Origin of the sequence: Microcoleus sp. MON1_C5, from assembly GCF_036701875.1 — a bacterium.
GTDB lineage: Bacteria > Cyanobacteriota > Cyanobacteriia > Cyanobacteriales > Microcoleaceae > Microcoleus.
Genome location: NZ_JAUBRN010000015.1, coordinates 45,882 through 59,454 on the forward strand (window position 1 = coordinate 45,882; position 13,573 = coordinate 59,454).

Consider the following 13,573-nt stretch of genomic DNA (forward strand, 5'->3'; position numbering starts at 1 on the left):
TATTGAAACTATAACAGAGGTTAGATAATTTTAGGCGCGACCTCTATTAATAATTATTGAGTATAGGATTTTTTTTTGCTTCGCGAACTGGCTTTTTTTAACGAACCGCGAAGGCGCGAAGGACACGAAGGAAGAAAGGAGAAGAGAAGAGGAGAAGAAGAGAAGAGAAATTATTCATAATTTGTGCGAAAATTGCTTTGTAAATTTTCCCAATGCCCAATGCCCAATGCCCAATGTCTAAAAAATGAATCTTCCGAAACAAGCACCTAATTGGTCGATCGCCCTAGTGTTAATTATCGGCGTTTTAGCCGTCTCAACTTCCTCAATCTTAATTCGGCTGGCTAACTTTTCAGCAGGGGCGGGCGGTTTGGGTTTCAGTCTGGTACTCGCAGCCTCTCGTCTGACTTTATCTGCTTTAATTCTGCTTCCGGCTTGGCGGAAAATTCAGTGGAACGCCCTGCAACCGGGAACTCGGCGCTATGCTGCTGCTGCGGGTTTGTGTCTTGCCCTGCATTTTGCCCTCTGGATTACCTCACTTTCTTATACTTCGATCGCCGCCTCGACTGCCCTCGTCACGACTAATCCTGTCTGGGTAGCGCTGTTATCGCGCTTCTGGTTCGGGGAAAAACTCAGCAAAATGTCGATCGCTGGCATTACTATAGCCCTGACAGGGGGAATCGCGATCGCCCTCGGAAGTGCGGGCGCAGCCCATGCTGGCAGCAGCCAACTGCTTGGCGATTTCCTGGCTCTGGCTGGTTCCTGGGCTGTCAGCTTGTATTTGCTGCTGGGCCGGGAAGCTCAGCGGCGGGGACTGGGAATTGGTGGCTATATCGCGATCGCCTATACTGTTGCTGCGATCGTCTTGCTGCCTCTCCCCTTCGCCCTCGGCACTACTTATACTAATTACCCGGACATTGTATATTTTTATATTTTGTTAACGGCCGCTTTGCCTCAGTTAGTCGGCCACACCATTTTGAACTGGGCGGTAGTGCAGATTTCCCCAACTCTGGTAACTCTTGCCATCTTGTTTGAACCGGTTGGGGCGAGTTGGTTGGGTTATTTGCTGTTTGGGGAAGTGCCGGCGCCGGCGGTACTCGCAGGTGCTGCAGTGCTGCTGTTGGGGGTAGCAACCGCTACCGTCGGAGCAAAAAAAATTACTGTCAACAGTTAAGAGTTAACCGTTTTCGACATTGCCACAACAGTTGCCGTGAGTCAGAATAAAACAAATTAGGGCTTAAAAACCCGAATTACTCATCAGTGAAATATCGATTCAAAACTATCAAAGGTCTGAGTAATGACTAATAATACTCGGCTGCCTTTAGGAGAATAAAATTATGCTGCCAGAACAACTACAGCGGATTATCGGCTACTTTATCGAAGAAACCACAGAACAGATCCAAATTATCGGGCAAGGCTTGCAAGATCTGCAAAATACCGTGCCAGATCCCCAAAGAATACACCAGCTCATCCGAGCCTCGCACTCGATTAAAGGGGGAGCAGCTATGCTCGGATTTAGCAGCATTCAGCGCATTGCTCATCGGTTGGAGGATTATTTAAAGCTGCTCAGAGAATGTCCGATCGCCATTGATAGCAGGCTGCAATCGCTTTTAACCGAAGTTTTTGATATTTTAGCAGCCCTCGTGTCAAAGGTTTCTAAGGGTTTTGGGCTCAACCACGAAGACGCAAACCAAATGCTCTCCCTCGCCGAGCCGGTTTTTGACGAACTCGACGCTTACCTGAGAGTGCGAATTCCCACTCGCCTGACTGTGAGAGCTACTACGGACGAACATATTCACGTTTTCTCCGGTTACTGCACCTCCCTGAGCGAATTTTCCTCAGCTATTGCTTCGCGCGTCGGTTTGCTCGGAGGCACTATTACCCGCCACGATCAAGATAGCCAGGGCATACGCCTTTGTATAGACATTTACCTACCGCCTTACACCAGGATCGAAAACATCCGCCAAGCTGTCGAACTCTCCGGCGCTATTATCGGGAATGTTCAGACGCAGCGCGACTTTTCGCTGCTGGCGACTGCGGATTATCCGGTTTACCACAGTGTGATCGAACCTCCCGCAATTTGCATCGGATGCCGCTACTATTACGGCAGAAGCGATGGCGGCTACCTGCTCAACTGCACGATCCATCCCCGCGGCCCGGAAACCGAAGATTGTCGCGATCGGGAACCGGAATAAGCAGTAGAAAATCTGGACTCTGATCCCCGATTTGCAACCAGGGAAAACTTTCTTCTGAAACCTATATTCTCCCTGACATCTTTGACATTACCCCGACCAAATTATTTTTGAGTTCCTAGATAATTACATCCTTCTCTCCAAGATAACTAAATCCTTCTTCCTCTGGAGAGCTCCCCTAACAACTGATACTGCAACTCGAATTAATTGCATCATGCTTGCAGGATGAGCGATCGCCCAGACATTGATTGTCAGACAAGTGATTCCCATAACTAACAAGATGTATGTCGGAGGCATTACTACCCCGATCGCGAACCAGCAAAAAACGTGAAATATCATTGCTGTAGCCCAAACGCTGGCGACAACCACAGACGCCCAAATTTGTATTCGAGGTCGGTTTAGCGCTGTCAAAATCACTGTCAGCAAAGTAGTCAGCAAGTTTGCCGGAACTAAAAAGGCACAGATAGCTATGCAGTAGGTATGAGAAAATTCAGTAACTGTATTGAAGTCGATCATCAGTCTAATTGTCGGGCCTGTTGGATATACTTAAAGAGCTTAGCGTGACTTGACTTTCAGATCTTGTCACCCTTACCTTAACTTAATATTTCAGTAAGTAGGCCGCTCTGGAGACGCATTTCTCTCCCGCTTTTCCAGCAGGCAAAATTTTACCACAAATATTAAAGTTTTGGGAAATTATTAAACATACTTGAAGAATGGCAAAAATTGCTGTGATAATTAACATCGGGAAGCGATAGTATAGAAGAGCCAAGTCGGTAAAATTTCTAGAAGGCTGAGGCTGGTCTAACAGCAACACATACTGCAGGCTGGTTTTCGACTAAATCATTTTTGGCTGAGTATCGGATGATTGATTCTCAGTGTCCGTCCCAGGATCGAGCCGTTATGCGATCGAACAATATGAGATTATTATAAAAAAGCCAATTTGCTCTCAAATTTCAAATCATTAGAACCCTCTCGAAATTATACAGCGGAAGGCAAAGCAAATGGATCAACAAATCACAATTACCGCACTCGAAGAAGTTGACTTGACAAACTGCGACAGAGAACCCATTCACCTATCGGGGCACATTCAGCCACACGGGGTGCTCCTTGTGGTACGAGAACCTGAACTACAAATAGTGCAAGCCAGCAAAAATACGCAAGATTTGTTAGGAATTGATGCAGAAAGTGCGATCGGTCAAGATTTAAGCTTATTTTTCGATAAAATTCAACTAGAAAAACTCAAGACCTGTTTGCGGAAGGAAAACTTAAAAACCGTCAATCCCATTAAACTCACTGTTGAAAAAGCAGGTAAATATTTAGAATTTGACTGCATTCTTCACCGAGAAGAAGAAGTTTTGATGGTCGAGTTAGAATTAGCCACCAGCCCAGAAAATCTTTCGGTTTTTAGCTTTTATAATTCAGTGAGAGCGACTGTCAGCAAAATTCAAAGCGCCCCCAATCTCAAGGAATTATGTCAACTAACTGTAGAAGAAATTAGGAAAATATCGGGGTTTGATAGAGTTATGGTCTATCAATTTGACCCCGAAGGCAACGGCGCTGTGATCGCTGAAGCTAAAGCAGAAAAGCTGAGTCCTTTTTTAGGATTAAACTACCCCAGCTCAGATATTCCCAAACAAGCCAGAAAACTGTATTCGTTAAATTGGTTGAGGTTAATCCCAGATATTAATTATCAACCAGTCCCCCTTGTTTCAGGCAAGAATGCGGCTTCCCTCCAGCCCCTAGACCTCAGTTTCACCGTGTTGAGAAGCGTTTCTCCCATTCACATAGAATACCTGCAGAATATGGGCGTTGCAGCTTCGATGTCAATTTCTTTAATCAAAGACCAAAAGCTGTGGGGATTGATTGCTTGCCATAACTATACACCAAAATACCTCAACTATGAATTGCGCGCCGCCTGCGAATTTATCGGGCAAGTAATGTCCTTAGAACTGCAATCAAAAGAAGGAAACGAAGACTATGATTACAAACTGCACTTAAAATCCATTCAAACTAAGATTTTTGAAGACATCTCCACGTCTGAAAACTTGTCACAAGTGTTAGTTAAATGTCAGAATAATTTGCTAGAAGCAGTCAACGCCCAAGGAGCCGCAATAGTATTTGGAGACAATTGCTATCTAGTCGGGCAAACACCTCAGGGAGAAGCGCTCAAATACTTAACTCAGTGGGTGCAAAATAACCTAAAAAAAGAAATTTTTTATACTGACTCGCTGATCAAATGCTATCCAGAAGCTGAGGAATTTAAAGACACGGCCAGCGGGTGTTTGGCCATAGCAATATCGCCGACTCAGAAAATATACGTTTTGTGGTTTCGCCCGGAAGTAATTAAGACCGTAAATTGGGCGGGCAACCCTAACAAACCAGTTGAAACCGATGAAGATGGCAACGCTCGACTGTCTCCTAGGAAATCCTTCGAGCTGTGGAAAGAAAATGTGAGGTACAAATCGTTGCCTTGGAAACAATGCGAAATAGACGCTGCATTGGAACTGAAAAAAGCAATGATTAATATAGTGCTTTGCCAAGTCGAGAAACTAGAAAAATTAAATACAGCACTAGAAGCATCCGTCGCCAGAGAACGCGAAAAAACTGCTAATTTAAAAACAGCGATGTCCGAGCTTAAGCGGGCGCAAACTCAGTTGGTGCAAAGCGAAAGAATGTCAAGTTTGGGACAGTTGGTGGCGGCGGTAGCTTATGAAGTCACTAACCCGATTAACTTCATCTACGGAAATCTTAGCTATGCCAACGAATACAGTCAAAAAATGATCGAGTTATTGCAGCTTTACGAGCAGCAATATCCGTCGCCTTCGCCAGAAATTCAAGCACAAATTGAAGCAGTAGAATTAGAGTTTATAGTTGAAGACTTACCGAAGTTGCTGGGTTCAATGAAAGTAGGAGCTAACCGCATCCGCGAGATAGTTCAGTCGCTGCGAAACTTCTCTAGAATTGACGAAGCAGAGATTAAACCAGTTGACATTCACGACGGATTGGACAGCGCTTTGCTGATTTTGAGCAACAGACTCAAACCGAAGCCCGATCGCCCAGCAATTCATCTCATCAAAGAATATGGCTCTTTGCCTTTGGTTGAGTGTTACGCAGTTCAAATCAACCAAGTATTTATGAATGTACTGACAAATGCAATTGATGCTCTCGAAGATGCCTTTGTCAACAATAATTTATCGTCGCACTGCGGCGGCGAAGAAGAGTCACTCAAGTGCGGACAAATTCGGATTGTGACTGAAATTTGTCCGGGAGAAAAAGCCGTAGCAGTTCGGATCAAGGACAACGGTTGGGGCATGGAACAAAAAGTTCGCCAGAAAATTTTTGAGCCGTTTTTTACCACAAAACAGGTGGGCAAAGGTGCGGGGATAGGTTTGGCGATTAGCCACGAAATTGCGGTAGAACAACACGGGGGCAAATTAACTTGCATTTCAGCCCCCGGAGAGGGAACCGAGTTGATTATTGAGATTCCCTTGAGCCAAACTCATCCCACACCCATTGTCAAGTGAAAAAAAGTCCGCGCTAGCGAAGCTATCCCGAAGGCGCGCGCCTTCGGGGAAGGGTAGCGAATCGCCCAAATTCAAAAATCGAAAATTCAATTAAAATACAAAAGTAGCTAAGTAGATTTGAGCCAATTCTGAGGAAGCGACTGTGACTGAAAAAAATACCGCCCAATGGGATGCCGGCCGGTTTCTCAAAACCTTGGCTTATTTCGGCGTCATTCCCTTCATTGGCAGCATTAGCTGGCTGCAACAACTCTTTGGAAGCAGCAGCAACAGTAAAAAAGACCAACCCAAACTGGTACTGGTAGCCGGTGCTACCGGCGGCGTCGGGAAGCGAGTTGTCAAGCGGCTGCAACAGCGGGGATATAGAGTGCGAGCCCTCGTCAGAGATACCAAAAGAGCAACAGAAATTCTCGGCCAAAATGTCGAATTAGTCGAAGGAGATATCACTCTGCCAGAAACCCTAACACCGTTAGTAACCGAGGGCATAGAAGCAGTTATCTGCTGCACCGGCACCAAAGTTCAACCGGTAGAAGGAGACACCCCAACCAGGGAAAAATACTATCAAGGCATCAAATTTTATATGCCGGAAGTGGTCGATGTTCCCGAAATCGTGGAATACAAAGGCATCAATAATTTAGTGCAAGCTGTTCGCCGCCAGCTAATTCAAGCAGGCGAAAAAACAATTTTTGACTTCACAAAACCCAGCCAAGATTTAAAAGAAACTTGGGGTGCGCTCGACGACATCGTGATGGGTGGCACCAGCGAAAGTTCGATCCGGCTGACAGACAATACAGCTATATTCACAGGCAATGTTTCTACTGCCAACTCGGGCGGCTTTGCTTCGGTGCGTACCCGCAACTTCGATACTCCGCTCAATCTCGCAGGATTTAGCGGCCTCCAACTGCGTGTCAAAGGCGACGGCAAGCGCTACAAATTGATTGTTCGCAACGAAGCTAAATGGGATGGAATTGGCTATTGCTATTCGTTTGATACTGTTTACAATACCTGGATTACTATCACCGTTCCTTTTGATGAGTTAATCCCAGTATTCCGCGCGAAAACTGTTAAGGATGGCTCTAAATTTGATGGCAGCAGTATTTTTTCTTTTCAGTTAATGTTGAGCAAGTTTGAATATGACGGCGCGCTCAACCCGAAATTTACACCGGGTATTTTTCAACTGGAGTTAGAATCTCTTAAAGCTGATGGGGGACAGACTTTGCCGCGATTTGTGATGGTGAGTTCGGCAGGAGTTACCCGCCCGGGCCGCCCGGGAATTAACTTGGAAGAAGAACCGCCGGCAGTCAGGATGAATGATATGTTGGGGGGGATTTTGACTTGGAAGTTGAAAGGGGAAGATTGTGTGCGATCGAGCCGCATACCTTATACTATTGTCAGACCCTGCGCTTTGACTGAAGAACCGGGAGGCAAAGCTTTAATATTTGAGCAAGGAGACAATATTAGGGGCAAAGTCAGTCGGGAAGATATTGCAGAATTGTGCGTGGAGGCTTTGGAACAACCTCAAGCTTGCAACGTTACTTTTGAGGTGAAAGAGGGGGAAAATGCCAGTTCTCCCGGAGACTGGCAGGCTTGGTTTTCGGGAGTTAAATAACATATCCCACTTCTTAATAAAATGAGGTAGGCTTGGTGATTGGTAATTGGTAATTGCTAATTGAGAAAAAGGCTCGCGCCTGTCAGCATACCTCATTTATTTGAGAAATGCCATGTGACAATTAAGATTGAGTAAGATTAAATGAACCGCGAAGACGCAAAGGACGCGAAGGAATAGAAAGAAGAAGATGCAGTTCTTCCTTCGCGCTCTCGGCGTCTTCGCGGTTTAATCATTCCGGTGTAACTGGATTTGGTATGATGAGTAAAACAATTACCAATAATTAATCACCAATAACTAATAACTAATTTATGTCTGTGACTTTTTCCCGACGCTCCTTGACGCCTTATTTGTTTTTGCTGCCGGCTTTATTTATTTTGAGCTTGACTGTTTTATGGCCGGCGGTGCAAGCTTTTTATTTGAGTTTTACCAACTACGAATATGATTTAACTCAAATGCCGCAGTGGGTGGGTTTAAAGAATTTTAACAGGTTGTGGGGCGATCGCACATTCTGGCAAACTTTGACGAATACGCTGCTTTATCTCGCTTGCGTTGTGCCTGTATTGGTTGTTCTACCGTTGGGAATGGCGATTTTGTGCAACCAAAAACTTAAGGGGATGAACTGGTTTCGAGCAGCCTACTACACGCCGGCGGTGATTTCCATGGTTGTCGCCGGGATTGCTTGGAAGTGGCTGTTTGCTGAGACTGGACTGCTGAATCAGTTGGGGGAATTGTTGGGTTTACCTCCTGTTTCTTGGTTGGCTAATCCGAAGTTAGCAATCTTTAGCGTCATGGCGGTTACTATCTGGAAAGGATTGGGTTATTACATGGTGATTTATTTGGCAGGGCTGCAAGCTATTCCGGCAGAACTTTATGAGGCGGCTGCTATTGATGGTTCTGAGGGTTTGGGAAAGCACTGGGATATTACTGTGCCGCTGATGAAGCCTTATTTAGTTTTAGTTGCGGTGATTTCTGCGATTTCTGCTACTAAGGTTTTTGAAGAAGTTTATATTATGACTCAGGGCGGGCCTCGCAATAGTTCTAAGACTGTTGTTTATTATCTTTACGAACGGGCTTTTAATGATTTGGAAATTGGCTATGCTTGTACGATCGGGCTGGTTTTGTTTTTGCTAATTTTGGGTTTGTCGATTTTGCAAGTTAGCCTTCAGGGTTTGACTCGCAATGATTAAGATTTATGACGGATTAGAACTGACGCACTCCGGGCCTCATAAGGTTGGTTTCTCGTTCTCATTCCTGTGATTCCCAGGATTTTGTTACATTCAGAAACCCGGTTTATTGGTCTAATTTCTACTAATTTTAGACTGGAATCTCGAAGTAATGCGATCGCTCACGGCTTTGGACAGGTCTTATTGGTGAAATCACAGCTATAAATATAGGGTTTCTGCCAGTTCAGAGGAATTTCTAATAAATCCCTGCTTCCGGTCATTCCCCCTCCCAGAAAGAGCAGCACGGCGATCGAGCTCAAGATGACATGGATAGTGCGCCAGCGATTTGAGCGGTCTTTGTAAATGTCTTCAATGATGGCTAGGGAAAAAACCATAATTAGCGCAGCCGTGATGCCAATGTAGTAGTGAGACCAATACCATTCATTGGTTCGCCGATAAACGCCATCTTGAGTGCCAAGAATCACCAAACCAGTACCTGTTAGGGTGGCAAATAGGCCGCGCCATAAAGCGGGTGTCGCTCGATATAGCATGACCAAAGAGGCGATTGTTGCAACAAACATCAGCACAATGAAAATGACCTGAAAGGAGTTTTTGCTCCAAACATCCTTGCTCCAAATATGCTCAAAAATCGGGTAGGCTAGACCCAACAACGTCACTCCTACCACAGAACCTGACAGAATTCGACCTGCTTTGACGTGTTCGGGGCCGACTACAGGTGGAATTTTGCTCTTGGTGTCGATCGCAATTTGCTTCCGACGCTGCATGGTTTGCCACCCCATATTGAGAACAATACCAACCATAGGAAAAACAATCGCTACAGCTAAAATAGGATGCAGCAAAGCCAGAAAATCTTTAAATTCCATAGATAACCTTTTTGTTGAAGAGGGTTGGCTTTATCAACCCGGTTTTTGCGATACATAATATCATACCCGGCGATCTAAGCACAGTAAGTTTGCAGTCAGGACTAATAGTGATTATTCACCCGCATATAGAGGGCTAAATTCCTGACTGCAACCACGCTTTATGAAGGGTAACTCACCGGAAATCTTGATAAATCAGAAGATATATAGCCATCCTAAATCATTTGTGAATTTCTTACTCCCTCCCCTTGATAAGGGGAGGGTTGGGGTGGGGTAAAAAATTTACGACTCATTTAAGATTGCTATAGCAGTTGTCTATTGGGTGAGGTACAGCTTTCTCAATTACGCAATTACGCAATTACAATTACCTTGTTCTCAGGCAAATGAAAACTGCTCGCGGTAATGTCAGTGGCGGTTAGCGACTAATTCCCTGCATCACTTTGAACCTCTATGTTACTCAGCCTTTCAGTATGGAAGAACTTCTCGCGAGAATGAAAGCACATCTGCGCCGAAATCAAGGAAATGACCCATATTAGCTACAATTTGAAGACGTAACCTTGAACGGTTTAACCCGTGAAGTTTATCGAGGCAATCAACTAATTGAACTCAGTACAAAAAAGTTTGATTTGCTAGATTTTATGCTGCGAAATCTCTGTCAAGTTATTAGTCGCGACCGAATCTTAGAAAAAGTTTGGGGTTACGATTTTATGGGCGAGTCAAACATTATTGAAGTGTATATTCGTGCGTTACGGATTAAATTAGAAGCAAGTAACTCCAAACGCCTGCTGCCTAGTGTTGGGGGAGTTAGATACGTGTTGCGAGAGCAAAAGTGATGAGGGGCGGATTTACAGATACTTCGCAGATAAAGTATGGATACTGGTGAACCCGCTCCTATTATACTACCTATTCTTTTGTAAAAAATAGACCTAGAAATCCGGTCGTTCTTGATAATCTTCCGCAGAACTAGGGTCTAATTCCCAGCGACTTTCATCTCGATGTTCAAGCATATTTGTTGTGTTCAAAATAGCGCCATCGGGCATTTCTATGCCCGCAGCGGCTCCCAGTTCGTCAACCATATCCAGGTCGGGAGTAGGTGCGGTTCCGCCCACCGATTGCTCGCCAGTGGCACTTTCTTGTTCCGCAGCCGGATCGCCATCCTCGCCGCCGATTTGGGAACTGCTGGAAGAGTAGTCCGAACTGCTGTCCTGCAGGGTTGTTATGTCGTCTTGGCTCACCCCCGGTTGATCGATGACGCCGGTACCGTAAGATTCGGTAATTTCTTGAGGCAATTCGCCTAAATTATCGCGTTCTGTTGTTGTTTTTGCGTTGCTTTTCTTTTGCTGTGCCACGATACTTGCTCCTGTTTGTTTTTGAACTCAATTAAATTAAAAATGTCCGAATTTGGCTTTAACTGAATTGTTTTTAGTAATTGCCGATGGCTATAATTAAGTGGTATAATAATTCCTATTTAAGCTTTTAGCTTCTATCCCAGGAAATATATGGATTCGGCTCAGCTATTTCATTGGGAATACAAAAAGCGATCGCCCTTTTGAAACGGGCGATCGCTTTTTAATTAGGAGGCTAATTCTATTCGGGAAAATCAGGAATTATCCATTTCGGGGGTTCCGTCCGTTTCCTTCTCACCGCTTCCTCTGCTATTTCTAGCAATTTATCCAGAGAAGTATTTTCAATAAAGTTGGACGTTGCTTCTGCGTATTCCCGCTTCGGGCACTTGTCGCCCAGAACGCAGCCATTGACGCAAGCTACAGCACAATCGACAGTGTTCTCCACCATAACTTTTTTCCTTTCACGGTTCCAACAACTAGCAGGCAGATGCTCTGGGTTAATTTGTCAAGAGACTGCCCTCTATGTTTATTTTACTTTACAAACTGGTTTCAAAGGTCGATCGCCAGGGCAAAACTGTTATAAAATCAAAGCAACCTACCTAATCTGCCGATCGTGAGTAATTTTCTGCGGCGCTTAAAACTTTTACCTTGGCGAGAAATGCTGCAAATTGCCGCCCTCGTCAACTCAATCGTGATTGGACTAGAGCTATTTTTAGCCTGGGGTTTCACGCAATCGCGGGCAATCCGCAACGGGTTGACGCTTCTCTACGGTTCCTCCCTCGGGATATTGATACCTTTTGCAGCAGCAGTGGGAATGGGAGCTTTAGCAGTGTACTTTTTAGAGTATTGGCAACAACAATTTTTGCTCAACCGAATTAGTTTGTGGGTTTTAGTTTTGTGCCTGCTCTTGGGTTTGGTTTTAAAATCATTCCTACCCATACCTGCTTCTTTAGCAAGTTTATCAGAAACTGCACTAATAGGAATTATGGTGGGAGTTTTTTGGAAGGGCAGGCCTTATTGGCGATAGTCAGGCCATTTTAGATTTTAGATTTTAGATTGGCAATGACTGATGAAAATTCCAATTTCGAGCTTGTCTACAGTTGCATTTTTTTGTGAATATAGTATCATTAGTCATTGGTCGTTGGTTATTAGTCTATATGTAGGGTGCGCTAAGCGCACCTTACCGCTTCAAGCAAGAAATTCCTTCTTCCTTCTTTCTTCCATCCGTTAAATCCGTTACAGAATCCGTTGCCGAACTTCCTTCTTCTTATGGCAGCCAAAAATCGGGAATGAATGTTTTAGTCAAACTGCGAGTAAACTGATTAATCTTTCTCCCGATTTGAATGTGCGGTTCGTCAGCTTCCACGGGAATAATTGCCGCTTTGTTTCCGATTCCGAAACGCGAAATTACCAAATTTGCCGCCTCCAAACCAGTAACATAAGCCTTTTCCTGCGACCAAGAACCGTGACGGGTCACAACCCAATCGCCGCTCATCAATACATTATCATAACTTGTTACCGCCGGCAACAAATACTGATAGCTACCAGGGGCAAAATGCGTCACCGCCCGCGACAGCCGAATCGCGCTGCTGTCAATTACTTTTGCCTCCCGAAAAGCCGGAATGCAAGTCGCTAAATCCCGCTGAACAAAGGAAACAATTTCCTCATCTTTGAGGGGAATTAATTGATTTGCGTGATAAAAGTCAGCTTCGACAACTGTTCCAGGTTCATCTCGAAATTCGTCGTGCAAAGCATTCAAATCAAAAAACGTCCAACCCGTAGTTGAACTAAACCCAAAACAGGCATTAGAAGGCAGCGGGATGTCAATTTTCCTGTCAAACCAGAGGCGAACAGCTAACACGTCAACTGCACCCAGATTCATCGCGTCCCGAAACTCTTGGCGGCTTTGCAAAGCTGGGCTGCTGCTGATAATTTTTTGCATTCCCGTGACCCCAACTGCAAAAATAACTGCATCTGCATCGAAGGTTTCTTCGCCGCAAACAACGCCTGTTGCTCGGTTGTTGCTGTCAACTCTTAAATCACTAACTCGCTGCTTTGTCAATACTTTTGCGCCGAGTTTTTCCAGGCGTTCGACCCACGGGCGAAAGATTTTTTCTCCGACTGTTCCGCGACACCAAACTACATCAAAATCCGGTTGGTGTGCTAAGATGAAATAATAAAGCATTCCCAAAGCTGCGGCAGCAGAACATTGTTCTCCTGGTGCAAATAAACCTACTAATAACATCGGTTCAAAAGCATCGCGGTACAGTCTTGCAGAAACGCCAAACTGTTTGAATAGTTCGCGGGCTGTGACGCGATCGTACCTGCGCCACGCTTCGTCGGAATTGTCGAAATCTAGGACGGCGTAGAGTAAGGGCAAGGCTGAAAGCCGATCGACTAATGGCAGTCTTTTAAATCGGGTGTAAAGAAAGGTTCCTAACGGTGTGGGAAGTCGCGGTTCATCCTGGAAAATCGGCGATTCTACTTCCAACCCGGCCGGTGAATACTGACAAGAACGAGTCCAAGGGGTGAAGGGATCGAGTCCTAATTGCTTGACTAAGGAAAAGATATTTTTGTAGGGATACCAGAAGCCATGAATGCCTGCTTCTACGGAACGGCCGCCGGCGGTTTTCCACCCTGCAACTAACCCACCCGGATAAGGGCCGGCTTCTAACAAAGTTACGTCATAGCCTTGCTGGGCTAGGTGATAGGTAGCGCCTAAACCGGCCCATCCTGCACCGACGACGACTATTTTTGGGGTTGACGATTCTGCTGACATTGCGTACCTCTTGATAATTTATTAATGATGACATAATTCATAAAATCCGGATTTGATATAAAATGTGTTGAATTATGTGCTAAAT

12 protein-coding genes are annotated in these 13,573 nt (G+C 45.0%); 7 read left to right on the plus strand and 5 right to left on the minus strand.

Translation table 11 applies throughout. From position 1 onward, the window contains the following. Positions 1-244: 244 nt before the first annotated feature. Positions 245-1,171, plus strand: coding sequence for a DMT family transporter (locus QUA71_RS10085; RefSeq protein ID WP_333284527.1), 927 nt, complete (start codon positions 245-247; stop codon positions 1,169-1,171). Positions 1,172-1,334: 163 nt separating this feature from the next. Continuing rightward, positions 1,335-2,192, plus strand: a complete 858-nt coding sequence (locus QUA71_RS10090; protein ID WP_333284529.1) for an Hpt domain-containing protein — start codon at positions 1,335-1,337, stop codon at positions 2,190-2,192. A 123-nt stretch (positions 2,193-2,315) separates the two neighbouring features. Here the strand turns inward: QUA71_RS10090 and QUA71_RS10095 are convergent, their stop codons facing one another. Further along, a complete protein-coding gene (locus tag QUA71_RS10095; RefSeq protein ID WP_333284531.1) occupies positions 2,316-2,705 on the minus strand; it encodes a hypothetical protein in 390 nt (129 codons plus the stop codon). Positions 2,706-3,190: 485 nt separating this feature from the next. Here QUA71_RS10095 and QUA71_RS10100 point away from each other — a divergent pair, with 485 nt between their 5' ends. The 3 genes from QUA71_RS10100 (at position 3,191) to QUA71_RS10110 (ending at position 8,506) form a co-directional block, all read left to right on the plus strand. Next, the gene (locus QUA71_RS10100) at positions 3,191-5,713 is read left to right on the plus strand and encodes an ATP-binding protein (RefSeq protein WP_333284533.1); all 2,523 of its coding nucleotides are present in this window, start codon (positions 3,191-3,193) and stop codon (positions 5,711-5,713) included. A gap of 142 nt (positions 5,714-5,855) precedes the next feature. After that, positions 5,856-7,319 (plus strand): CIA30 family protein, encoded by a 1,464-nt coding sequence (locus QUA71_RS10105; RefSeq protein WP_333284535.1) that lies wholly within the window; start codon positions 5,856-5,858, stop codon positions 7,317-7,319. 308 nt (positions 7,320-7,627) lie between these two features. After that, on the plus strand, positions 7,628-8,506 hold the full coding sequence (locus QUA71_RS10110) for a sugar ABC transporter permease (protein ID WP_333217676.1): 879 nt from the start codon (positions 7,628-7,630) through the stop codon (positions 8,504-8,506). A 158-nt stretch (positions 8,507-8,664) separates the two neighbouring features. Here QUA71_RS10110 and QUA71_RS10115 read toward each other — a convergent pair whose 3' ends face one another. Beyond that, on the minus strand, positions 8,665-9,366 hold the full coding sequence (locus QUA71_RS10115; protein WP_333284537.1) for a DUF4079 domain-containing protein: 702 nt from the start codon (positions 9,364-9,366) through the stop codon (positions 8,665-8,667). 554 nt (positions 9,367-9,920) lie between these two features. Here QUA71_RS10115 and QUA71_RS10120 point away from each other — a divergent pair. Next, the gene (locus QUA71_RS10120; RefSeq protein WP_333284539.1) at positions 9,921-10,196 is read left to right on the plus strand and encodes a winged helix-turn-helix domain-containing protein; all 276 of its coding nucleotides are present in this window, start codon (positions 9,921-9,923) and stop codon (positions 10,194-10,196) included. Between the two features lie 93 nt (positions 10,197-10,289). On the opposite strand, the gene QUA71_RS10125 is transcribed toward QUA71_RS10120, so the two are convergent. Continuing rightward, the gene (locus tag QUA71_RS10125; RefSeq protein WP_333284541.1) at positions 10,290-10,712 is read right to left on the minus strand and encodes a DUF6335 family protein; all 423 of its coding nucleotides are present in this window, start codon (positions 10,710-10,712) and stop codon (positions 10,290-10,292) included. Between the two features lie 238 nt (positions 10,713-10,950). Beyond that, entirely contained in the window at positions 10,951-11,157 is a 207-nt protein-coding gene (locus tag QUA71_RS10130; protein WP_333284543.1) for a hypothetical protein, read from the minus strand. A gap of 165 nt (positions 11,158-11,322) precedes the next feature. Between QUA71_RS10130 and QUA71_RS10135 the strand changes: the two genes are divergently transcribed. Next, positions 11,323-11,736, plus strand: a complete 414-nt coding sequence (locus QUA71_RS10135; RefSeq protein ID WP_190663443.1) for a peptide chain release factor 1 — start codon at positions 11,323-11,325, stop codon at positions 11,734-11,736. A 240-nt stretch (positions 11,737-11,976) separates the two neighbouring features. Here the strand turns inward: QUA71_RS10135 and QUA71_RS10140 are convergent, their stop codons facing one another. Further along, the gene (locus QUA71_RS10140) at positions 11,977-13,488 is read right to left on the minus strand and encodes an FAD-dependent oxidoreductase (RefSeq protein ID WP_333284546.1); all 1,512 of its coding nucleotides are present in this window, start codon (positions 13,486-13,488) and stop codon (positions 11,977-11,979) included. Between the last annotated feature and the right edge of the window lie 85 nt (positions 13,489-13,573).

Bases quoted from the DNA above. Each gene is read 5' to 3' on its own strand.
- QUA71_RS10085 (WP_333284527.1), top strand. From the start codon at position 245: ATGAATCTTCCGAAACAAGCACCTAATTGGTCGATCGCCCTAGTGTTA.
- QUA71_RS10090 (WP_333284529.1), top strand. From the start codon at position 1,335: ATGCTGCCAGAACAACTACAGCGGATTATCGGCTACTTTATCGAAGAA.
- QUA71_RS10095 (WP_333284531.1), bottom strand. From the start codon at position 2,705: ATGATCGACTTCAATACAGTTACTGAATTTTCTCATACCTACTGCATA.
- QUA71_RS10100 (WP_333284533.1), top strand. From the start codon at position 3,191: ATGGATCAACAAATCACAATTACCGCACTCGAAGAAGTTGACTTGACA.
- QUA71_RS10110 (WP_333217676.1), top strand. From the start codon at position 7,628: ATGTCTGTGACTTTTTCCCGACGCTCCTTGACGCCTTATTTGTTTTTG.
- QUA71_RS10115 (WP_333284537.1), bottom strand. From the start codon at position 9,366: ATGGAATTTAAAGATTTTCTGGCTTTGCTGCATCCTATTTTAGCTGTA.
- QUA71_RS10130 (WP_333284543.1), bottom strand. From the start codon at position 11,157: ATGGTGGAGAACACTGTCGATTGTGCTGTAGCTTGCGTCAATGGCTGC.
- QUA71_RS10140 (WP_333284546.1), bottom strand. From the start codon at position 13,488: ATGTCAGCAGAATCGTCAACCCCAAAAATAGTCGTCGTCGGTGCAGGA.